20 protein-coding genes are annotated in these 22501 nt (G+C 60.9%); 11 read left to right on the plus strand and 9 right to left on the minus strand.

What is annotated here, in order from left to right:
* Positions 1 to 6: 6 nt before the first annotated feature.
* Positions 7 to 1113 (plus strand): Gfo/Idh/MocA family protein, encoded by a 1107-nt coding sequence (locus AK821_RS15890; protein ID WP_064390549.1) that lies wholly within the window; start codon positions 7 to 9, stop codon positions 1111 to 1113.
* A gap of 3 nt (positions 1114 to 1116) precedes the next feature.
* On the opposite strand, the gene AK821_RS30925 is transcribed toward AK821_RS15890, so the two are convergent.
* The 7 genes from AK821_RS30925 to AK821_RS15915 form a co-directional block, all read right to left on the minus strand.
* Positions 1117 to 1260: a hypothetical protein gene (locus AK821_RS30925; RefSeq protein ID WP_177330953.1), complete on the minus strand. Its 144-nt coding sequence runs from the start codon at positions 1258 to 1260 to the stop codon at positions 1117 to 1119.
* A gap of 35 nt (positions 1261 to 1295) precedes the next feature.
* Positions 1296 to 1508 carry a hypothetical protein gene (locus tag AK821_RS30340; RefSeq protein ID WP_146117574.1) on the minus strand — a complete coding sequence of 71 codons (213 nt, stop codon included), beginning with the start codon at positions 1506 to 1508 and terminating at the stop codon, positions 1296 to 1298.
* 177 nt (positions 1509 to 1685) lie between these two features.
* Positions 1686 to 1943, minus strand: a complete 258-nt coding sequence (locus tag AK821_RS15895) for a DUF1652 domain-containing protein (RefSeq protein ID WP_064390550.1) — start codon at positions 1941 to 1943, stop codon at positions 1686 to 1688.
* Positions 1944 to 2080: 137 nt separating this feature from the next.
* Positions 2081 to 3577 carry a helix-turn-helix transcriptional regulator gene (locus AK821_RS15900; protein WP_064390551.1) on the minus strand — a complete coding sequence of 499 codons (1497 nt, stop codon included), beginning with the start codon at positions 3575 to 3577 and terminating at the stop codon, positions 2081 to 2083.
* A 197-nt stretch (positions 3578 to 3774) separates the two neighbouring features.
* Complete coding sequence (locus AK821_RS15905) at positions 3775 to 4665, minus strand: LysR substrate-binding domain-containing protein (protein ID WP_064390552.1); 891 nt, start codon at positions 4663 to 4665, stop codon at positions 3775 to 3777.
* A 6-nt stretch (positions 4666 to 4671) separates the two neighbouring features.
* Entirely contained in the window at positions 4672 to 6885 is a 2214-nt protein-coding gene (locus tag AK821_RS15910) for a xanthine dehydrogenase family protein molybdopterin-binding subunit (protein WP_064390553.1), read from the minus strand.
* Positions 6885 to 7349, minus strand: a complete 465-nt coding sequence (locus AK821_RS15915) for a (2Fe-2S)-binding protein (protein ID WP_064119992.1) — start codon at positions 7347 to 7349, stop codon at positions 6885 to 6887. The genes AK821_RS15910 and AK821_RS15915 overlap by 1 nt, the downstream gene beginning before the upstream one ends.
* 118 nt (positions 7350 to 7467) lie before the next feature.
* Here AK821_RS15915 and AK821_RS15920 point away from each other — a divergent pair, with 118 nt between their 5' ends.
* The 9 genes from AK821_RS15920 (at position 7468) to AK821_RS15960 (ending at position 17374) form a co-directional block, all read left to right on the plus strand.
* A complete protein-coding gene (locus AK821_RS15920) occupies positions 7468 to 8358 on the plus strand; it encodes a LysR substrate-binding domain-containing protein (RefSeq protein ID WP_064390554.1) in 891 nt (296 codons plus the stop codon).
* A gap of 322 nt (positions 8359 to 8680) precedes the next feature.
* Complete coding sequence (locus AK821_RS15925; protein ID WP_008081962.1) at positions 8681 to 9610, plus strand: amidohydrolase family protein; 930 nt, start codon at positions 8681 to 8683, stop codon at positions 9608 to 9610.
* A gap of 4 nt (positions 9611 to 9614) precedes the next feature.
* Positions 9615 to 10520, plus strand: coding sequence for an amidohydrolase family protein (locus AK821_RS15930; protein ID WP_064390555.1), 906 nt, complete (start codon positions 9615 to 9617; stop codon positions 10518 to 10520).
* A gap of 246 nt (positions 10521 to 10766) precedes the next feature.
* Positions 10767 to 12152, plus strand: coding sequence for a UbiD family decarboxylase (locus AK821_RS15935; RefSeq protein ID WP_064390556.1), 1386 nt, complete (start codon positions 10767 to 10769; stop codon positions 12150 to 12152).
* Entirely contained in the window at positions 12149 to 12772 is a 624-nt protein-coding gene (locus AK821_RS15940) for a UbiX family flavin prenyltransferase (RefSeq protein ID WP_064390557.1), read from the plus strand. Before AK821_RS15935 ends, AK821_RS15940 begins: the two co-directional genes overlap by 4 nt.
* Positions 12773 to 12871: 99 nt before the next feature.
* A complete protein-coding gene (locus AK821_RS15945; protein ID WP_064390558.1) occupies positions 12872 to 13933 on the plus strand; it encodes a CobW family GTP-binding protein in 1062 nt (353 codons plus the stop codon).
* A 256-nt stretch (positions 13934 to 14189) separates the two neighbouring features.
* Complete coding sequence (locus AK821_RS15950) at positions 14190 to 15557, plus strand: nucleobase:cation symporter-2 family protein (protein ID WP_064390559.1); 1368 nt, start codon at positions 14190 to 14192, stop codon at positions 15555 to 15557.
* A gap of 13 nt (positions 15558 to 15570) precedes the next feature.
* Complete coding sequence (locus AK821_RS15955) at positions 15571 to 16959, plus strand: amidohydrolase family protein (RefSeq protein WP_064390560.1); 1389 nt, start codon at positions 15571 to 15573, stop codon at positions 16957 to 16959.
* Between the two features lie 205 nt (positions 16960 to 17164).
* Complete coding sequence (locus tag AK821_RS15960; RefSeq protein WP_064390561.1) at positions 17165 to 17374, plus strand: hypothetical protein; 210 nt, start codon at positions 17165 to 17167, stop codon at positions 17372 to 17374.
* A gap of 83 nt (positions 17375 to 17457) precedes the next feature.
* Here the strand turns inward: AK821_RS15960 and AK821_RS15965 are convergent, their stop codons facing one another.
* The gene (locus tag AK821_RS15965) at positions 17458 to 18741 is read right to left on the minus strand and encodes a Zn-dependent hydrolase (RefSeq protein WP_064390562.1); all 1284 of its coding nucleotides are present in this window, start codon (positions 18739 to 18741) and stop codon (positions 17458 to 17460) included.
* 134 nt (positions 18742 to 18875) lie between these two features.
* On the minus strand, positions 18876 to 20360 hold the full coding sequence (locus AK821_RS15970; protein WP_064390563.1) for an NCS1 family nucleobase:cation symporter-1: 1485 nt from the start codon (positions 20358 to 20360) through the stop codon (positions 18876 to 18878).
* A gap of 626 nt (positions 20361 to 20986) precedes the next feature.
* Here AK821_RS15970 and hydA point away from each other — a divergent pair.
* Positions 20987 to 22426 carry a dihydropyrimidinase gene (gene hydA / locus AK821_RS15975; protein WP_064390564.1) on the plus strand — a complete coding sequence of 480 codons (1440 nt, stop codon included), beginning with the start codon at positions 20987 to 20989 and terminating at the stop codon, positions 22424 to 22426.
* Positions 22427 to 22501: the final 75 nt, after the last annotated feature.

A 22501-nucleotide genomic window follows, 5' to 3' on the forward strand; every position in this document is an offset into this window, starting at 1 on the left:
ACGGCTATGCGCGAACTCGGTATCGGTCTCATCGGCACAGGTTTCATGGGGCGTGCCCATGCCTTGGCGTTTCGCAATGTCAGTGCAGTGTTCGAACTGCCGTTCAGACTCACCCTCGCCGCCCTCGCCGACGCCGACCCGCAGCGTGCCCGCCACTGTGCCGAAGCCTGGGGTTTTGCCGGCCATCATAGCGACTGGCAACAATTGATCGATGATCCCAAGGTCAATCTGGTCGCCATCACTACCCCTAATCACCTGCACTACCCGATGGCCATGGCCGCCCTGGCTGCCGGCAAAGCGGTGTACTGCGAAAAACCCCTGGCGGTGAATCTCGAACAAGCCAGCGCGATGTGCCAGGCCGCCAGAGACGCCGGCGTAGTCACCCGGGTCGGCTACAACTATCAGCACAATCCGATGATCACCCTGGCGCACGACTTGATACGCGACGGCGAACTCGGCGAGATCATCAGCTTTCAGGGCGAGTTCAGCGAAGACTTCATGGCCAACCCCGACTCGCCGTGGTCATGGCGCTGCGACCCGGACCATGCTGGCGGCGCATTGGCCGATCTCGGCAGTCACCTGCTGGCAATGGCGCGCTATCTGCTGGGCGACATCGAAGCCGTCTGCGCCGACACCCAGACCGTGCATACCCAACGCCCGGCCGGGACCACGCAAAAACCGATCAACGTCGACGATCAGGTACATGCCTTGCTGCGTTTCGCCAACGGCGCACGCGGCACGTTCAGCAGCAGTTGGCTCAAACATGGCTACAAGAATCACCTGAGTTTTGAAATCAGCGGCACGCGCGGCACCCTGACGTTCGATCAGGAGCGTTTGAACGAACTGCGTCTGTTCCGCGCCGGACAAGACGGCTTCCAGCGCCTGCTTGCCGGTCCTGACCTGCCGGGCTACGCCGCCTTCAGCCCGGCCCCGGGCCACCAACTGGGCTACAACGAACTGAAGACGCTAGAGGTACATGACCTATTGATGGCACTGGCCGGCTCCCATCAGGGTGGCACCGACTTCGAACAGGCCTGGGCGGTCGAGCGTCTGGCCACGGCAATTCGCCTCGCCGCACACGAGCGGCGCTGGGTCAGGCTCGAAGAAGTTTAAGCTTCAGGCACCCATGACTTTCGGCAACTGCCAGCCAAAATGCACTGACAACAGGCGCAGCAGCAAACACGCTGCGCCTGCCAGCAACGCCGCAATGGCCCCCTCCACAGCAAACACTGCCGTGCCGAGCAGATCGGCGATCAGCACGATCCGCTCAACCCGGGACTTTTGCTCCGCCGACGTTACTGAGTGACGCAACGGGTGGTGGTGATGTGTCGAGTCACTTGCCCGTCGACGTACATGTCGCCGGCGACCTCAGTATTTTCGAGAACCTGGCAAGTACGTTCCGGCGGTGGAGGTGGCGTGACGGGTGGCGGTGGCGGCGGACTGGCACAGCCTGCCAGCAGCACGGCAAAAAAAGCCAACGGCAACACGCGATTCCCAGGATTGTTCATAGGACGACCCGCGGTAAATTGAAGACCTACTTGCGCGCCCCGACCGGCCACGCAAGACCTGACCACTCATTCTTTATAGCCGAGGTCACCGCAAGCGCCAGTAAAGACGCCTGATCAGCCTGCCAGGGCTGTCGATTTTACGCACGCCGCTGATTTCACGGGCAGCGCGTACACGGGTTATGCCAGGTCGGGGTCCCGTGAGGAGCGCAGGGAGTTGCTTTCGAGCTCGTAGCGTAATTCGTCGATCAACGCCTCCACCGACTCCGGCGTGCGCAGCGCATCGAGTTTCAGCCCACTGATCACCAGATCCACCTGCCCCGACACTGGGTGATATAACTTCACGGTCAGCGAATGATCACCATCCACCAGACATTCACATGCCAGCGGCGAAAAACTGCGCTCAAGCTGTGCGCGTAACTGCGCAAGATTCATCATTACGGCGGTTCCTTTAGCAACTTCGAAGGGACGCGACCACAAACCTCAAAAGGCTCGCGCCGCACCCCAACAGACTAAGAACAGCCACCCGACACCAACACCTCAAATTGCACCAGATCAACTAGTGCATTTGCACCCTATCGCTGCCCCTTGCCACCCGGCTCCCCAGAAAACAAACCACGCTCCCGCGCCCAGACAATCGCCTCACTGCGGCTGTGCACATCCAGCTTGGAATACACCGTGGCCACATGATTACGCACGGTATTCGGCGCCAGTTTCAGCCGCGCCGCGATCTCCTTGTCCGCCAGCCCTTCACAGATCAACCCCAGCACATCGCGCTCACGCGCCGTCAGATCGGTGAACGACACGCTTGGCAGTTGCGGCGAATTGACCTTCTTCACATTGGCCAGCTTCTCGATCAGCGTACGACTGAACCAGGAAGCATCCTTCATCACCTCTTCAATCGCCGCCACCAGTTCAAGCTCGGTGCGTTTGCGCTCGGTGATGTCCATCAACACCAGCAAATAACACGGTGTGTCCTGAATATTCACGGTATCGGCCGACAGCGCACACTCAAGCAGTTCCGAATCCTTCTTGCGCACCCGCACATCCACCCGATCCACTCGACCGTTTTTCGCCAGAGCGGTCAGCAAACGCGTGCGCGCACCGCTGTCATCGATGAAATCCAGCTGCGTCACGGTTTTGCCGAGCACGTCTTCGCTGTCGTAGGCCAGAGTTTCGAGAAAGGCCTGATTGACGTCGATCACCTGCTGCTCATCGGCACTGCAAATCAGGATCGGCACCGGCGTCAGGCGAAAGGCCTTGGCAAAACGCTCCTCGCTCTGACGCAGCGCCACCTCGGCCTTGTGCCTCGGCTCCATGTCGACGAAGGAAAACAGCATGCAATCCTCATCGTTGAGCGTCAGCGGCTGGCCGGCCACGATCACTTGCTTGCTGCCGCCATCAGGCAGGCGCAATTCGGACTGCATCTGCGGAATGGTCGCAATATCGCGCAGACGCTGAATCGCCAGATCCTTTTTCTCGGCCTGTTCGAAGATGTCGATCTCATAGGCCGAGGTGCCGATCACTTGTTCGCGGGTATAGCCGGTCATTTCGAGAAAGCCGAGATTGACCTTGATGTAGCGCAGGTCGCTGAGACGGCAAATCACCGCCGGCGCCGGGTTGGCGTTGAAAGTCTTTTCGAAGCGTTGCTCAGCGTTGGCCCAGTCGGTGACGTCGCTCATGATCAGCACCAGCGACTCGGGCTGCCCTTCGCGATCGGTGAGGATCATGCTGCGCACACTGTGCACCCAGATACGTTCAGGATCATCGGTCGGCGACACTTCGATCAGTACGTCATTGAAACTCTCACAGCGCGCTACCCGGCTGATCGGGTAGTTTTCGGCGGTGATCGAGTGATTATTGCGATAGCGCAAGTTGAATTTCTTGGCGTATTCGTCGGCATTGTGGCCCAGATCGGTGATCCGGCCGACACCGTGCATGGACAGCGCGGCTTCGTTGGCCCAGAGAATGCTCTGATCCAGCTCCAGCAGAATCACCCCGTCGGACAGCCCGGCGATGATCTGCTGCAACTGGCGGCGGTTGGTTTCGGTGGTCAGGACTTCCTGGCTCATTGGATCTCCACAAGTGATACGCCCATGTGAAGAGTACGACCGCAGCGCCCTCTGATCGTGCCGAGCATAAATGTTCGCAACGGCACAAATCCCTTTGTAGGAGTGAGCCTGCTCGCGATAGCGGTGTGTCAGCCAGCAGAGCCGTTGAATGACACATCGCTATCGCGAGCAGGCTCACTCCTACAAGGGATTGGATTTCAGTTCGAATTTTGCGTCTTGAGTTCCCGTAGCGTGTCAAGAAACAGCTTGAGCACTGGCGAAGCATCATCCGCCCGATAAGTGGCATACAACGGCACCTCCGGCAACGCTGGCGTCAACCGCCGAAACACCAGCCCCGCCGGCGCCAATTGCTCGATGGACGCCGGCAACAGCGCCACGCCAAACCCGGCGCGCACCAGGCTGAGCAAGGTCTGTACCTCGATCACCTGCTGACGGATCTGCGGGGTGAACCCGGCCTGAATGCAGCACTGATAGAGAAAATTGGCGAACCGCGACTGCTTCAATTCCAGCGCCACAAACGGCTCCTGCGCCAGATCCGCCGGGGCCAGCACCTCGCGCTGCGCCAGCGGATGGTCCGTCGGCATCACCACATGAATTGGCTCGTAGATCAGCAACTCATTGCGTAACAACGGGTCGTCATAGCCGACGCGAAACACGCAGGCATCGATACGCTTCTCCTTCAACGCCTTGACCTGCGCTGCCGGAGTCATCTCATGCAAGCGCCAGTTGACCTGCGGGTAGCGCTCGCGAAACAGGTGCAAGGCCTTGGGCAGCACGCCGACCATCACCGAACTGATCATGCCGATTTCCAGCTCGCCCAATTGCCCGCGCCCGGTCTGTCGCGTCAGGTCCAGCGCCCGTTCGAGCTGTTCGAACACCAGCGGCGCCTGCTCCTTGAGCATCTGCCCCGCTGCGGTCAGTTCAACCCGATGATGGCTGCGCTCGAACAGCGGTGTGCCGAGTTCTTCCTCCAGCAAACGAATCTGCTGGCTCAGCGGCGGCTGGCAGATGTGTAAGCGCTCGGCGGCGCGACCGAAATGCAGCTCATCGGCGAGTGCCATGAAGTAGCGGAGCAGACGCAAGTCCATGGCGGCTTACCCCAGACTCAGCGGTGTCGAACGCTGGCGCACGCCGGTCAGCGCGAACAACGCATTGGCGATGGCCGGCACCACCGAAGGGCTGCCCAATTCGCCGACACCACCGGGTTTGCTCGGCTCACCGTCGAGCACGAGGATGTCGGTGGCCGGCATGTCGGACATGCGCGTGACGCGATAGTCGTGGAAATTGCTCTGCACCACCCGGCCCTGTTTGATATCGAGCCGATCGAACACCGCGTGGCCGAACCCCCACATCAAACCGCCGTAGATCTGCTCTTCAACGCCGCCGGGCGACACCGCCAAACCGCAATCGACCACACAGGTGAGCTTCTCGACTTTCGGCTTGCCGTCAACCGTCGCCACGCGCGCGACCACCGCGATGAAACTGGTGTAGCCCTGATTGGTCGCGATCCCCAGCGCTGTGCCCGGCGGCAATGGTTTACCCCAACCGGCACGTTCGGCGGCTTGTTTGAGTACCGCCACATGGCGGGGTCTTTCCTGCATGTTGGCCAGCCTGAACGCCAATGGATCTGCACCGGCCGCATGCGCCAGCTCATCCATGAAGCTCTCGACGGCAAACACGTTGGGGATAAAGCTCACCGAACGATACCAACCGCTTGGCACGTTGCTTTCGTGCTTGACCCAATTCAGCTGCAGATGCGGCGGGCGATAGGCGAAGTCCCACGCGGTGATCGCTTCGGTGGTGCTGTAATCCATCTTGTCTGGACGTTCGAAATACCCCGGCTCCCACTGCTCCGGCGAGGCCGGCGACACCGCGTGCAGTTGCAGCGCGCTGAGTTTGCCTAGGGCGTCGAGCGCGCCTTTGACCCGATGCAGCGTCGCCGGATGATAGAACAGCGCGTGCATTTCATCTTCCCGGCTGTTGAGCAGTTTCACCGGCACGCCGGTTTTCTGCGCCAGATACGCGACTTCAAACAACCAGTATTTGGCCTCCCGCGCACCGAAACTGCCGCCGGAGACCAACTCATGAATGGTCACGTTGGCCTTGTCGATCCCGCACACGGTTTGCGCCGCTTCCAGCGCCGAGGACGGCACCTGCACGCCGCCCCAATAAGTGATCGCCTTGTCCTTGACCTGCGCGGTGATGCAGATCGGTTCCAGCGGGTTTTGCACCTTGTAGGGCATGGTGTAATCGGCTTCGATCAGCTGCGCCGCGCCCGCCCATTGCCCGGCGACATCCCCTTGGGTCATGGCTTTGACGGTTTGTGCTTGCGGATCGCCGATGGCCTTGGCTTGAGCGCTGAATAGCTGCTCGCTGTCGAACCCGGCCAGCGGCGAGTCACTCCACTGGATCTCCAGCGCTTTGCGGCCCTGCTGCGCGGCCCAGAACGTGTCCGCCAGTACCGCGACGCCTTCCAGATTGCCGCCGAGCACATCGGGGCGGCCCGGAATCGCCAGCACTTTACGCACGCCCGGCACTTGCAGGGCCGCCGCCGAATCGACGCTGACAACCTTCGCGCCGACCACCGGCGCACGCAGGATCACCGCCACCAGCATGCCCGGCAATTGCACGTCGATGCTGTACTTGAAACGCCCGCACACCTTGGCCGCCGCATCACGTTTGTGGCGCAGCTTGCCGATGTACTTGAACTGCGCCGGGTCCTTCAGCGTGACGTTGGTCGGCGCGGGCAGATTCGCCGCGACGCCGACCAGTTCGGCGTAACCGAGGCTGCGCTTGCTCGCCGTGTGCATCACTCGACCTTCCTCGGTGGTGCAACTGTCGGGGCTGACTTTCCACTGTTTCGCGGCAGCGGTGATCAATAGCGCCCGCGCCGTGGCGCCGGCCATGCGCAGGCGATCGTATTCCAGAGAAACGCTGGTGCTGCCGCCGGTGGAGAAGACTTTCCAGACCGGATGAATGTAGGTTTCGAAGAACGGATCTTCCGGGGTGATCACCTGCACCGTCATCGGGTTGACATCCAGCTCTTCCGCCACGCACGCGGCCAATGCCGTTTGCGTGCCAGTGCCGGAATCGTGCTTGTGCACCACCAGTTTCACCGTGCCGTCGGGAAAGATCCGCACCCACGCATTCGGCTCGAACTCGCTGGCCGGAGCCGGGGCTTTCGGGTCAGTCGCCGCTATTGCGCTCGGCAGATACAGGGCAATTGCCAAACCTGAAGCGATGGTCGCCGCTTGCTTGAGAAAAACCCGCCGCGGCAGTTCAATGCGGCTGTCGTCAATGAGGCTCATCACGCCTCCTTCGGCGCATTGGCCGCACGTTTGATCGCTTTGTTGATACGTCCGTAAGTGCCGCAGCGGCAGATATTTCCGGACATCGCATTGCGGATCGAATCGTCGGTCACCGCCGCACCGGTGTTGAGCAACGCGGCGGCGGACATGATCTGTCCGGATTGACAGTAGCCGCATTGCGGCACATCTTCGGCGACCCAGGCCAGTTGCAACGGATGGTTTTGCGTTGGCGACAAGCCTTCGATGGTAGTGATGCTGTGGCCCGCGACGGCGGCCGCCGGCAATTGGCAGGAACGCACCGCGACGCCGTCCAGGTGCACGGTGCAGGCACCGCACAGGCCCATGCCGCAACCAAACTTGGTGCCGGTGAGTTTCAGTTGATCACGCAGTACCCATAACAAGGGCATGGAGGAGGACGCTTCATCCAGCTCGCGTCGTTCGCCGTTAACCGTGAATGCAATCATTGTCAGGCTCCAAAAGAGCGGCCCGTCTTTGTGCGGGCCTGGTGACCGATTATTGGAACCCCGAGCAAAACCCGGCCAGCGACGATTTCTGCCAACCGCTGTAAGCAGGACTAACAACATGTACAAGCGATACCCGTCGGTGCAGTCCATGAGCGCGTTTATCCACGCCGCGCGCAGCGGCAGTTTCTCCAGCGCTGCGCGCAAACTCGATCTGACCCACAGCGCGATCAGCCAGCAGATTCGTGCGCTGGAAGATTTCATTGGCCAGCCGTTGTTCGTGCGTGAGGGTGGTGGCAGCAACCTGACCGATGCCGGGCAGTTGTTTGCCAGTGTCTTGTCGGACGGTCTGGCGCAGATTGATCGGGCGATCTCGTCGGTGAAAAACCGCAGCGTCGCGCAACGGTTGACGCTCGATGTCGACAGCGAACTGGCGCAGAGCTGGCTCAATCCACGTCTGCCGCAGTTGCTCGATGGCCTGCCGGATTACGAGGTGACGTTGCTGTCGATGCCGCGCAGTGATCGCAGCACGTTTGAGCGGGTCGATCTGGCGTTGCGCTACGGCTATGGCGATTGGGACGACTGCGAAATCACGCAGATTTGTGGCGATCGGGTGTTGGCGGTGGCTTCGCCTGATCTGCTGGAACGCTATGGTTTGCAGGTGCCGTTGAGCCCGGCGCAGATTCTCCAATTACCGTTGTTGGGGTATACGCGGCGTTCATGGATTCCGTGGCTGGATGCCGCCGGCATGACCCCGAGCGAACCACCGGCGCGGGTGATTTTTGATAACGCGGCCAACCTTATCGCCGCTGCAGAAGCTGGCGTTGGCGCGGGGTTGGTGCGTGGATTACTGGCGGCTGATGCGCTGCGCAGTGGGCGCTTGGTGGCGTTGAACGAGGCGCAGATTGCCGCGCATTACAACCTTTACGCGGTGTGGCCGCCTGGCCAGGCTGATCGTGTGGCGCCGGTGGTTGAAGCGATCAAACAGTTGGCTATGCGGACGCAATCCTGACGACAGCGCTGGCACAACCATTGAAGATCAAAAGATCGCAGCCTTCGGCAGCTCCTACATTGAACGGTGTAGGAGCTGCCGAAGGCTGCGATCTTTTGATCTTGATGCAGCCATATCGAACGCATATCACCACCCCGCCCAATTAATATTGTACGAACCCCTCCCCCCTTTCCAATACTCGCCCTCAGCAGCCACCCACCCGGGCCGGATGCGAACAGGCGAGGGAATGCGCGAATCCTGCGCATAGCAACGGCCGATTGCCCGGGACGTGGATGCCGAGAGCCGCAAGGCTCCCTTCCCCGCTATCAGGAGATCGACTGCAATGATCATCGATATCAGCTGCTATCCCACGGATCTCGTGGACCTCGCCTGGAGGCATGACGGTGACCCGTTCACCGGCGAGCGTCTGCTGGAGATGATGGATGGCCCGTACATGGTCAACGGCAAGCCGCGCCGTATCGACAAAGCCTTCATCCAGCCACCGCAAGGCAACACGATTTACACCTGGACCGACGGCGACCTGACCGGCCGTGAATCCATCGACGCCTACATGGCCTACACCCTGAAAATGGTCCAGACCTACCCGGACCGCTTCATCGGCTGCTTCGTCTACAACCCGCGCTGCGGTGTGGAAAACGGCGTCGAGGCAATCGAGCGCTACGTCAAGGAACACGGTTTCGGCATGGTGCAGATGCAGGCCAACATGCATGCCTACCGTCCTGACCGCGCACTCGACTGGGTGCGCCCATGCTTCGAGAAATGCGCCGAGCTGGGCATTCCGGTCAAGCTGCACACCGGCGACGGGCCTTACAGCATCCCGTCGGAATGGGTGCCGATGATCAAGGAATTCCCCAACGTCAATTTCATCATGGCCCACTTCGGCGTGCAGACCGGCGGCGTCTACGTGTTCGAACCGATGCAATGGGCGATGGAGTTGCCCAACGTCTACTGCGAATCCGGCTGGTGCCTGCAATCGCGGATCGTCGAATTCGCCAAGGTTCTGCCGACGCACAAAATCCTTTTCGGCACCGACACGCCGCCGAACGAACCGGGCATGTGGTTGCGCCTGCTCGAAGTGCTCTGTCACGAGCCGCCACAAGGCTTGAACCTCGACGAGGACACCCTCGAAGACTACCTGGGCAACAACACCGCGCGGATGATCGGCCTCGAACCGACCCCGCCACCGCGTTCCGTTTCCGAAGCAGAGGCGCAACTCAAGCGTCCCGTCACCACTCAATTGGCCAGGAGCTGAACCGATGATCATCGACACCCATCTGCACCCCACCAACCTGGTCGACGAGGCCTGGCGCCACACTGGCGAACCATTCACCGGCGAGCGCATGCTCAAGCTGATGGACGGCCCGTACATGATCAACGGCAAACCACGCCGCATCGACATGGGTTTCATCCAGCCGCCACCAGGCAACACCGGCTATCGCGACGGCAACCGCCGCGGCCGCGAGGGCGTGCGCGACTACATGTCGTACATCGCCGAACTCTGTGTGAAGTACCCGGACCGCTTCATCGGCAACTTCAACTTCAACCCGCGCTGGGGACCGGAAAACGGTGCGGCGGAACTGGAATTCCACATCAAGGAATACGGCTTCAAGATGCTCAAGCTGCACGCCAACATGCACGGCTATCGCCCGGATCGCGCACTCGACTGGCTGCGTCCGGCGATGAAGGTCTGCGCCAAGTACAACATTGTTGTGCTGATCCACACCGGCGACGGTCCGTACACGATTCCGACGATGTTCTACCCGATCATCCGCGAGTTCCCGATGGTCAATTTCATCATCGGCCACTTCGGTATCCAGACCGGCGGCAACTACTCGTTCGAAGCGTTCTGGATGGCGATGGATACGCCGAACGTGTACTGCGAATCGGGCTGGTGTTTCCAGTCGAGGATCGTCGAGTTCGCCAAGGAACTGCCGCGCAACAAGATCGTGTTCGGCACCGATTCGCCGCCGAATGAGCCGGGGATGTGGCTGAGGGAACTTGAGGTGTTGTGCTCACCGGCACCGCAGGGTTTGGGGATTGATGAGGATCATCTCGAGGATTACCTGGGCAATAACATCGCCCGGTTGTGCGGGATCGAACCGACACCACCACCCAAAGATCTGGCCGAGGCCGACATTCGCCTGACCACCACTTATCTCTAGCTAACGCCAATCTCATTGTAGGAGTGAGCCTGCTCGCGATAGCGGTGTGTCATCTAGCGGTGATAGTGACTGACACACCGCTATCGCGAGCAGGCTCACTCCTACAGGGGAGCGGTGTTCAACACAGAGCACACAGCGACTTTACAGGCACGAAGATGACCCGGCGTTTCGCTCGCCCGGCAGGCCAACGGCTGGCCGCGCGAACGCCTCTCACCCCTGCGTGCCTGCTTTTTACGAGGTGACACCATGACCCGTTCGACGCTCGGCGATTCTCAGGACTTTCACGTGTTCATCGACGCCTATCGCCGTGAGTACCCGGACGATGTGCTGACCGTCACCCAACCGATTTCCGCCGACCAGGACGTCACCGCCCTGGTCGACGCCCTCGCCGCTCAGGGCCGCGATCCGCTACTGATCTGCGAAAACGTTGGCAACCTCGGCGTGCCGGTGGCGACCAATCTGTTCGCCTCTCGCACCCGCATCGCCCGGTTGTTTGGCGTCACTCCGGCGCAACTGCACGAAACCTTCCAGACCCGCGCCAACCAGCCCATCGCCCCACGTTATGTGGAAAGCGGCCCGATCCTCGATGAGGTATTCGAAGGTGAAGCGCTGGATCTCGCGCTGCTGCCGATGCTCAAGCATTTCGACAGTGATCGCGGTCCGTACATCACCAACGCGATCATCGTTGCCGAAGACCCGCTGACCGGCATCGCCAACATGAGCTACCACCGCTCGATGCGCCACGCCCGTCAGGCCCTCGCCACCAGCCTGCATTCACGCGGTCACCTGTGGCGGATGCTGCAGACCGCCCGCGAACGTGGCGAAGAATTGCGCGTGGCCATGGTGGTCGGTGCGCATCCGTTATTCATGCTCGCCGCTGCTGCACGCCTGCCGTATGGCAGCGATGAACGCGCCGTCGCTGGCGGCTTGTTCGGGGCGCCGCTGGAATTGGTGAAAACCCCACGCTACGGCATCGGTGTACCGGCGTACGCGGAGTTTGTTTTAGAGGGCGCCATCGACCCGGCGGCCTACGCCGAAGAAGGTCCGTTCGGCGAGTTCAGCGGTTATTCCTCGGATCGCTCGACCAACAATGTGCTACGCGTTGACACCCTGTTAAAGCGCAAAGATGCCTGGCTGGTTGACGTGATGGGCGGCCGCTACGCCGAACATTTGACCCTCGCCCGCCTGCCCCGCGAAGCCGAGATGAGCGAAAAACTCAAGGCGCGTTTCCCCGCCGTCACCGCCGTGCATTACCCGAATTCCGGCACGCATTTTCACTGCTATGTGGCGCTGGATCAGAGCCGTGACGGCGAGGCGCGGCAGATCATGCTGGCCTTGCTCGGCTGGGATCCGTATCTGAAAACCGTGATCGCGGTGGACAGCGATATCGACATCAGCGATGACAGCCAGGTGTTGTGGGCACTGGCCACGCACTTTCAGCCGCACCTGGATATTTTCACCATTGACGGTTTGCCCGGGAGTCCGCTGGATCCATCGTCCTCGGTCAACGGCACGACTTCGCGGATGGGCCTGGATGCCACTCGCGGTTCAGGCTTTGACGGGATCAAGGCGCAGCTCGATCAGGATGTACTGGAGCGCGCCCGGGTTTTGCTCAAAGGGCTTGATTCGTGAACCGGCAACGGCTGGTGGTCGGCATCAGCGGTGCGTCCGGCTTCATCTATGGCGTACGCCTTTTGCAATTGCTCGCCGAGCTGGACATCGAAAGCCACCTGATCATCAGCCGCGCGGCGCTGCTGACCATGGCCCACGAAACCGACTACAAACTCGCCGACGTCACCGCGCTGGCCAGCCACTACCACCGCGCCGATGACGTCGCCGCCGGGATCGCCAGCGGATCGTTTCGCTGCCTCGGCATGGTGGTGGCGCCGTGTTCGATGCGCACATTGGCAGAGATTGCCACCGGCACCTCATCAGGGCTGATCGGCCGCGCCGCCGACGTCACGCTCAAGGAGCGCCGCACCCTGGTGCTGATGGCCCGCGAAACGCCGCTGACCCTCGCGCACCTGCGCAACATGACCGCCGTCACCGAGATGGGCGGGATCATCGCCCCGCCGGTACCGGCGTTCTACGCCCGCCCGGAAAGCCTCGGGCAAATGGTCGACCACAGCCTCGGCCGCGTGCTCGACCTGTTCGGCCTCGATGCCGGCGTCGCCACCCGCTGGAGAGATCAAGAACACATAGTTCCCTGTAGGCCTTCGCCTGCTCGCGATAGCGGAGTGTCAGTGAAGTAAATCTCAGTTGATACACCGCTATCGCGAGCAGGCGAAGGCCTACAGAAAAGCAGCACCACCCGAATTCAGTGTGCACCGGTCAATCAAAGGAGCCTCACCATGAACACCCCATTCAACGCCCCAACCCGCAACACGAAAATCCCCGTGACCATCCTCACCGGCTTCCTCGGCGCGGGTAAAACCACCCTGCTCAATTACATCCTCAAGGAAAACCACGGCCGCAAGATCGCCGTGATCGAAAATGAGTTCGGCGAAGTCGGTATCGACGGCGACCTCGTCCTCAGCTCCGAGACCGAAGAAATCTACGAGATGGTCAACGGCTGCGTGTGCTGCACTGCCGAGGTTCGTGAGGACCTGGTGCGCATCGTCCGCGAACTGGTGGCGCGGCCGGTGCGCCTCGATCACATCCTCATCGAAACCAGTGGCCTGGCCGATCCGTATCCGGTGGCACAGAGCTTCTTCATCAATGACCCGATCGCCGAAGAAGTCGAACTCGACGCGATCGTAACCATGGTCGACGCCAAACACATCGCTCAGCATCTGGAGGATCTGCAACTCGATGGCGTCGACAATCAGGCGGTGGATCAGATTGTCTGCGCCGACCGGATCGTCATCAACAAGGTCGATCTGGTCAGCCCTGCAGAAGTTGAAACCCTGCGCGGCAAAATCCGTGGCTTGAACGCCACGGCGGATCTGGTGACCTCGACCCATGCGCAAATCGACCTGACGAAAATCCTCGGCATCGGCGCGTTTGAATGCACGCAGAAGCTGATGGAAATCGGCGCGGATCAGCACGATCACGATCATCACGACCATGAGCATCACGCTGAGCACTCTACTGAAGAGCAGGACCACCAACACGACCCAAGCGTGTCATCGGTGGGCATCGCCGTGGACGGCGCGGTCAACCTGATGGCGTTCCACCGCTGGATCAGCGAACTGCGTTCCTCCCAGGCCGACAACCTGTACCGCATGAAAGGCGTGCTTGCGGTCGCCAACGAAGATCAGCGCTACGTGCTGCAAGGCGTGCACAGCCTGGTGGAATTTCGCGCCTCGACCGCGTGGGGCACGGAGCCCCGCTCGAGCAAGATCGTGTTCATCGGCCGCGACCTGGACCGCGCGGCGCTGAACCAGGGCTTCGCCGCCTGCCTGGCAGGCTGAAACAAGGCATCGGAGCCGGTGGATGGCGGCTTCGGGCACATGTGTACGAATGACTGATGCCAGTTTTTTGCACAACACAAAACTTGTGGGAGCTGGCTTGCCAGCGATAGCGGACTGTCAGTTTATAAAAATGGTGACTGCTAAATCGCCATCGCTGGCAAGCCAGCTCCCACAGGGTTCCACTGTGTTCTTGAGCTGATCGGCATCAGACGAATACCCCTCTCTACCGCATAAAAACAGCCAGAGGTGTTTCCCCATGTCGTCAGCCACATCCCCATCGAAAACCGCATCCACCGTGCACCCCGTCGACCGCGTTTTGCCGGTGCGACAGATGCTCACCCTCGGCCTGCAGCACATGGCCGTCTCGTACATCGGCGCCATCGCCGTGCCGTTGATTGTCGCCAGCGCCCTGAAAATGTCCCACGCCGACACGGTGGTGCTGATCAGCACCACGCTGTTCTGCTCAGGCATCGCCACCCTTCTGCAAACCGTCGGCTTCTGGAAATTCGGCGTGCGTCTGCCGATTCTGCAAGGCGTGGCGTTCAGTAGCGTGGGACCTGTGATCGCCATCGGCAGCAACCCGGAAGTGGGGTTCGCCGGGGTCTGCGGCGCGGTCATCGGCGCGGGATTGTTCACCATGCTGATGGCGCCGTTCGTCGGTCGATTGCGGCGATTTTTTCCGCCGGTGGTGACCGGTTGCATCGTCACGGTGATCGGCTTGCAGCTGTTCCCGATTGCTTATGAATGGGTCGGTGGCGGGCGCAATGCGAGCAACTTCGGCGCCCCGACGTTTCTCGGCGTCGCGGTGGTGGTGTTGCTGACGATTCTGCTGGTCAACCGCTATGGCAGCCCGTTGCTGCGCAACATGGCGGTGCTGGTCGGCATGTTGATCGGTGCCGCTCTGGCCTACGGTCTGGGCATGGGCAGTTTTCACAGCGTCGAAGAAGCGCCGTGGCTGACCGTGCCCTACCCGTTCTATTTCGGGCTGCCGACTTTCAGCCTGATTCCCATCGCGACCATGGTCGTGGTGATGGTCGTGCAGATGGTCGAATCGATGGGGCTGTTTGTGGCCATCGGCGATATCGTCGAAAAACCGGTGGAAGACAAACAAGTAATCAACGGCCTGCGCGCCAACGGTCTGGCCAGCACCATCGCCGGCATGTTCGCCGCCTTTCCGTTTATCGCCTTCATGGAAAACGTCGGCCTGGTGATTCTTACCGGCGTGCGCAGCCGTTGGGTGGTCGCGGTCAGCGGCTTGCTGATGTGCTCGATTGCCTTGGTGCCGAAGGCCGGCGCGATCATCGCCTCGATGCCGACCGCCGCCCTCGGTGGTGCCGGTATTGCCATGTTCGGCGTGGTCGCGGCGGCGGGCATTCAAACCCTCGCCAAAGTCGATTACGAGCGCAATCGCTACAACGTGCTGATCGTCGGTTTCACCCTCGCCGCCGCGTTGGTGCCGGTGCTCGCCCCCACCTTGTTCAAGCAACTTCCCGAGTGGTCGCAGCCGTTCCTGCACAGCAGCGTGGTTATCGCTTGCCTGGTGTCGGTGCTGCTCAATGCCGCGCTGAATGGCGTCAGCGTGGCGCAAACCACCGCCAGCAAATCCGCCTCGCACATCCTTTAGTTTGGAGCTGCCCATGACTCAACTTCAGAACATCCTGATCAAGAACCCGGTCGCGGTGATGACCGGCCTGCGCGGCCCTCGCGCGCGGGCCGGCGCCGTGGACATTCGCGTGGTCAATGGTCGCATCGCTGAAATGGCCGCGAACCTTGAACCACAACCCGGCGAACGGCTGATCGACGCGCGCAACAGCGTGGTCTATCCAGGCTGGATCAACACCCACCATCACCTGTTCCAGAACCTGCTCAAAGCCGTGCCCGAAGGACTGAATCAGGATCTGCAAGGCTGGCTGGCGAGCGTGCCCTACCCGCGCCTCAACCGCTTCACCCCACAACTGGCGCGGATCGCCGCACGGCTGGGCATGGTCGAGTTGCTGCTGTCCGGCGTCACCACCTGCGCCGATCACCACTACCTCTACCACGCCCACGGCAGCACCGAGACCGGCGACTTGCTGTTCGACATGGCCGATGAATTTGGCCTGCGCTTTGTGCTGTGCCGTGGCGGCGCGCTGGAGTCGGCCAGCGCGCATCCCGGCTTCTCGAAAACTGCGCTGCAACCAGAAAGCCTCGAACAAATGGTCGGCGATATCGAACGGCTGAAAGCGCTGTATCACCAGGACACCCCAGACGCGATGCGCCGCGTGGTCGTCGCCCCGACCACGCCGACCTTTTCCTTGCCGCCAACCCTGCTGCGCGAACTCGCCCATACCGCGCGCGGACTCGGCCTGCGCCTGCACACGCACCTGTCGGAAACGCAGAACTACGTGAATTTCTGCCGGGAAAAATACAACTGCCTGCCGGTGGAATTCGTCGCCGAACACGAATGGCTCGGCCCGGACGTCTGGTTCGCCCACGCCGTACACCTGCAACCGGGAGAAATCCGCATGCTCGCGCAGACCGGCACCGGCGTGTCCCACTGCCCGGTGAGCAACGCCCGGCTGGGCAGCGGCGTCGCGCCGATCCCACAAATGTACGAGGCCGGCGTGCCGATCTCCCTCGGTGTCGACGGTGTCGCCTCCAACGAATCCGGAAGCATGGTCGGCGAAGCCAACACCGCGTGGCTGATCCACCGCGCCGAACAAGGCGCCTCGGCGACCACTGCTGAAGACGTCATTCACTGGGGCACGGCGGGCGGCGCGCAGGTGCTGGGGCTTGGCGCCGTCGGCACGCTGGAAGTCGGGCAAGCGGCGGACCTGGTGGTCTACAGCCTCGACCATCCTCGGTTCTATGGCTTCCACGACAGCGCCGTCGCGCCGGTGGTCGCGGGCGAACCGATCACGGTGAAATACAGCCTGGTGGGCGGCCGGATCGTCGTCGACAACGGCGGGATTCCGGGCCTGGACATCGAACGCATGCGCGCCGAAGCGTGGGAAGGCGTGCAGCAATTGATGAACGTCGACGACTGATCAAAACCCACCACAAACCCCTTGTAGGAGTGAGCCTGCTCGCGATAGCGGTGTATCAGTCAGAGTTAACGTGGCTGACAGACCGCTATCGCGAGCAGGCTCACTCCTACAGGGGATCGCGGTGTATTCGCGCCTTCCGGGTTTGTCGACTAACGTTACTCCCTCATCGGACTGAGCCCCAGGGCTCTTGATCAAGGAGAGACTGATGACGTCGCGTCGCACGATCGAACAGACCTATCGCACCTGGTCCAGCCCCATTCTGCTGGAGCTGAAAAAGCGCGAACACCAGATGGCGCCGTTCGAGCGTCAGGCGTTGGAGAATGTCTTGGTGGAGAGGCGCTTGCTGGATATCGGCAATCCGAATGGCAATGACCGGCGCACGAGTGCCGCAAGCAAAAACGACCGTTCCGGCTGATCACTTCACTTAACCGAACACATAAAACCCTGTGGGAGCGAGCTTGCTCGCTCCCACAGTTGCAGGCTGCGAACTGTTGATGTTTATGCGGCGGCTTTACCGGCTGCCACCGCCGCCGACGCCGCCAGCATCGCCCGCAACAACACCGCGCACCCCGCCGCCAGATCATCCGGCGCGGCATTCTCGATTTCGTTGTGGCTGATGCCGCCTTCGCACGGTACGAAAATCATCCCCGCCGGACCGAGTTCGGCGAGGAAAATGGCGTCGTGACCGGCGCCGCTGACGATGTCCATGTGCGACAGGCCCAGGCCCTTGGCCGCGCCGCGTACCGCTTCCACGCAGCCTTTTTCGAAGTACAGCGGCGGGAAGTCGGCGGTAGGTGTCAGTTCATAAGTCAGTCCATGTTCCTCACAGGTCGCGTCAATAACTTGTTTGACCTCGGCGATCATCGAATTCAGCCGCGCCGGTTCCAGATGCCGGAAGTCGAGGGTCATGCGCACTTCGCCGGGGATGACGTTGCGCGAGCCGGGATAGGCTTGCAGGCAACCGACCGTGCCGCAGGCGTGCGGTTGATGGCCGAGGGCTGCGCGGTTGACGGCGCCGACGATAACCGAGGCGCCGACCAAGGCATCTTTGCGCAGGTGCATCGGGGTTGGTCCGGCATGAGCCTCGACGCCGCGCAGCTTGAGGTCGAACCACTTCTGCCCCAGCGCGCCGAGCACCACGCCGATGGTTTTCTGCTCGTCTTCGAGGATCGGGCCTTGTTCTATGTGCGCTTCGAAGTAAGCGCCAACTTTATGTCCGCTGACCTTGCGCGAACCGGCGTAGCCGATGGCGTTCAGCGCTTCGCCGACCGTGACGCCCTCGGCATCGACCTTGGCGAGGGTTTCTTCGAGGGTGAATTTTTCGGCAAACACGCCGGAGCCCATCATGCACGGCGCAAAGCGCGAGCCTTCTTCGTTGGTCCAGACCACCACTTCCAGTGGCGCTTCGGTTTCCACCTTGAGGTCGTTGAGGGTACGCAGCACCTCGACACCGGCGAGTACACCGAAGCAGCCGTCGAACTTGCCGCCGGTGGGTTGGGTGTCGATGTGGCTGCCGGTCATCACTGGCGGCAGGTCGGGATTGCGCCCCGGGCGACGGGCGAAGATGTTGCCGACTTCATCGACCGTGACGCTGCATCCGGCGTCCTTGCACCATTGCACAAACAGGTCGCGGGCCTGGCGGTCGAGATCGGTCAGGGCCAGACGACAGACCCCGCCCTTGACCGTGGCGCCGAGTCTGGCCAACTCCATGAGCGACGCCCATAAGCGGTCGCGGTTGATGTGCTGATGGCTCGATTGCAGAACGTCTACGGCTGCGTTCATGGGGATCTCCTCAGGCTGCTTTTCTTATGGATATTGCTGTGGTGTCGGGTAGACCGCTATCGCGAGCAGGCTCACTCCTACAGGGGAACGCATTCCAAATGTAGGAGTGAGCCTGCTCGCGATGAGGCCATTCGCTACACCGCTGTTTTAACGGCAGAGGGCTGCGCACGCATCACGCACAACCCGTAATAAATAATCCCGCCCAGCGCCGAGCCGGTGAACCAGCCATAGCTGTAGAACCAGCTGAACGCATCGCTGCCCAGCGACAACAAGGTCAGTACAACCGGCACCCCGAACGCAAGAAACCCCGCCCAGTTCCACGCCGGATAGACGTCATCGCGGTACAACCCGGCCAGATCGAGTTGCTGTTTCTTGATCAGGAAATAGTCCACCACCATGATCCCGGCGATCGGTCCGAGCAGGCTTGAATACCCGAGCAGCCAATTGGAATACACGGTTTCCAGGCTGACATCGGAGACAATCAAACCAAGCTTTTTCAGCAACTCATGGCCCATCAGCAACAGCCCGACCAACCCGGTCAGCAACACCGCTTTGGTGCGGTTGATCACCTTCGGCGCGATGTTCTGAAAGTCGTTGGTCGGCGAGACAATGTTCGCGGCGGTGTTGGTCGACAACGTGGCGATGATGATCAATGCCATCGCCCCCGCGACCCACACAGGGCTCTGGATATGGCCGATCAGACTGACCGGATCGGAAACGGTCACGCCGACCAGTTTCACCGACGCCGCAGTCATGATTACGCCCAGCGAAGCGAACAGAAACATGGTCAGCGGCAGGCCGAAAATCTGTCCGAGGATCTGATCCTTCTGGCTCTTGGCGTAACGACTGAAGTCCGGAATGTTCAGCGACAATGTCGCCCAGAAACCCACCATCGCGGTCAACCCGGCGGCGAAGTAACTCACCACACTGGCGCCTTCCGGACGTTTTGGCGGGATCGCCAGCAGTTCGGTCATCGACACATTGGGCATCGCCCACACCAGCAAGCCGATGCCGACCGCCACCAGCAATGGCGCGGATAACGTCTCCAGCCACTTGATCGACTCGGCGCCGCGAATCACCACCCACAGGTTCAGCGCCCAGAACACCATGAAGCCGATCACCTCCCCGGTGCCACCGAGGGATTTCCAGCCCTCGAACACCGAGCCGAGAAACAGGTGGATCGCCAACCCGCCAAACATCGTCTGAATGCCGAACCAGCCACACGCGACCAACGCGCGAATCAGGCACGGCACGTTGGAGCCGAGAATGCCGAACGATGAACGCAGCAGCACCGGGAACGGAATGCCGTACTTGGTCCCGGGAAAGGCGTTCAGCGTGAGCGGAATCAGCACAATGACGTTGGCGAACAGAATCGCCAGCAGCGCTTCGCCGACGCTCAAGCCGAAGTACGCGGTGAGTACGCCGCCGAGGGTATAGGTCGGCACACAGATCGACATGCCGACCCACAGCGCGGTGATGTGCCATTTGTTCCAGGTTCGTTCGCGCACCTTGGTCGGTGCCATGTCGTGGTTGTAACGGGGACTGTCGAGGACATCGCTGCCGGCTTCGAGTTCGAACAAGCCGTCGCGCTCGGTCACTTGCGATCTGTTCTGTTGCATGGCCGCTCCACTGTTCTTCTGATTATTTTTTTGCTCATCAGGCGGCTGGCACTCGCAGGTGCAAACCGGACGATGGCCGGAGGAACTGACAACTTTCGTGCACCGGCCATGGTGTCAGCGGCGGCATCAATAAACGTGCCGGGTGCCCCGCTTTCGCATCGGGCGGTACTGCAAACGCTTTGCAACTTTCTGATATTCATCAGTTTTAATTATTCACCTTGGGAGTCCGCGAAAACTTGTCTGAACGCTCAGGCTAAACGTCGGGCAAGTTGTTCGAACTGTCAGGACTCAATCTGGTGCACTGCATTTATTTTCAATGTGCGCGAGCAGCCGCAGCTCAACTTCAAGCGGCTGATTTCACATACAAAATCTTGCTCATATTTCCATCCTGTCAAGTGCGTCAAAATGGTGAACGGCCTCACCATTTTGGTGATTCATCGGTTTTATCTTTATTTTTCAATCACTTAAAACAGTCATAAGCTTATAAAAAATAATCTTGATCTATTGCAAATCTGCGACTAGTTTCTATTCCTGACAGCGCTGACAGGAATACACCCTGCAACGCCGTACATCAATAAAACATCTAGAACCGGCACAAGTCGGTCAATGCCTGCGAGGAACTCGGAATGTCTCTGTTGATCCGTGGCGCCACCGTTGTTACCCATGATGAAAGTTATCGCGCCGACGTCTATTGCGCCGACGGCGTGATCAAAGCCATCGGTGAAAACCTGGATATTCCCGCCGGCACCGAAGTGCTCGACGGCAGTGGCCAATACCTGATGCCCGGCGGCATCGATCCGCACACCCACATGCAGCTTCCGTTCATGGGCACTGTGGCCAGTGAAGATTTTTATAGTGGCACGGCCGCGGGACTGGCCGGTGGCACCACATCGATCATCGACTTTGTGATTCCCAATCCGCAACAGTCGCTGATGGAAGCGTTTCATCAGTGGCGCGGCTGGGCGGAAAAATCCGCGTCCGACTATGGCTTCCACGTCGCGATCACCTGGTGGAGCGAGCAGGTGCGTGAGGAAATGGCCGAGCTGGTCAGCCATCACGGCATCAACAGCTTCAAGCACTTCATGGCCTACAAGAACGCGATCATGGCCGCCGACGACACGCTGGTGGCGAGCTTCGAACGTTGCCTGGAACTCGGCGCAGTGCCGACCGTGCACGCGGAAAACGGCGAGCTGGTTTATCACTTGCAACGCAAGTTGATGGCCCAGGGCATCACCGGGCCGGAAGCGCATCCGCTGTCGCGGCCGTCGCAGGTTGAAGGTGAAGCAGCCAGTCGGGCGATTCGTATCGCTGAAACCATCGGCACGCCGTTGTACCTGGTGCACGTTTCGACCAAGGAAGCCCTCGACGAAATCACCTATGCGCGCAGCAAAGGCCAGCCGGTGTATGGCGAAGTCCTCGCCGGGCATTTACTGCTCGACGACAGCGTCTACCAACACCCGGACTGGCAGACCGCTGCCGGTTACGTGATGAGCCCGCCGTTCCGCCCGCGCGGTCATCAGGAAGCGCTCTGGCACGGTCTGCAAAACGGCAATCTGCACACCACCGCGACTGACCATTGCTGCTTCTGCGCCGAGCAAAAAGCCGCCGGCCGTGATGACTTCAGCAAGATTCCCAACGGCACCGCCGGCATTGAAGATCGCATGGCGGTGCTTTGGGATGAGGGGGTTAACTCCGGGCGTTTGTCGATGCAGGATTTCGTCGCGCTTACCTCCACCAACACCGCGAAAATCTTCAATCTCTATCCGCGCAAAGGTGCGATTCGCGTTGGCGCCGATGCCGATCTGGTGCTGTGGGATCCGCAGGGTACGCGCACCATTTCCGCCAAGACCCACCATCAGCAGGTGGACTTCAACATCTTCGAAGGCAAGACCGTACGCGGCGTGCCGAGCCATACCGTCAGCCAGGGCCGCGTGGTCTGGGCCGATGGCGACCTGCGCGCCGAGCGCGGTGCCGGGCGGTATATCGAACGGCCGGCGTATCCGGCGGTGTTTGATTTGCTGAGCAAGCGGGCTGAGATGCACCGGCCAACAGCCGTTAAACGCTGATCCCCAGAAGATGATCGTTCCCACGCTCTGCGTGGGAATGAAGCCCGTGACGCTCCGCGTCACTGGACGCGGAGC

The organism is Pseudomonas sp. RIT-PI-r, from assembly GCF_001297015.1.
Taxonomy (GTDB): Bacteria; Pseudomonadota; Gammaproteobacteria; order Pseudomonadales; family Pseudomonadaceae; genus Aquipseudomonas.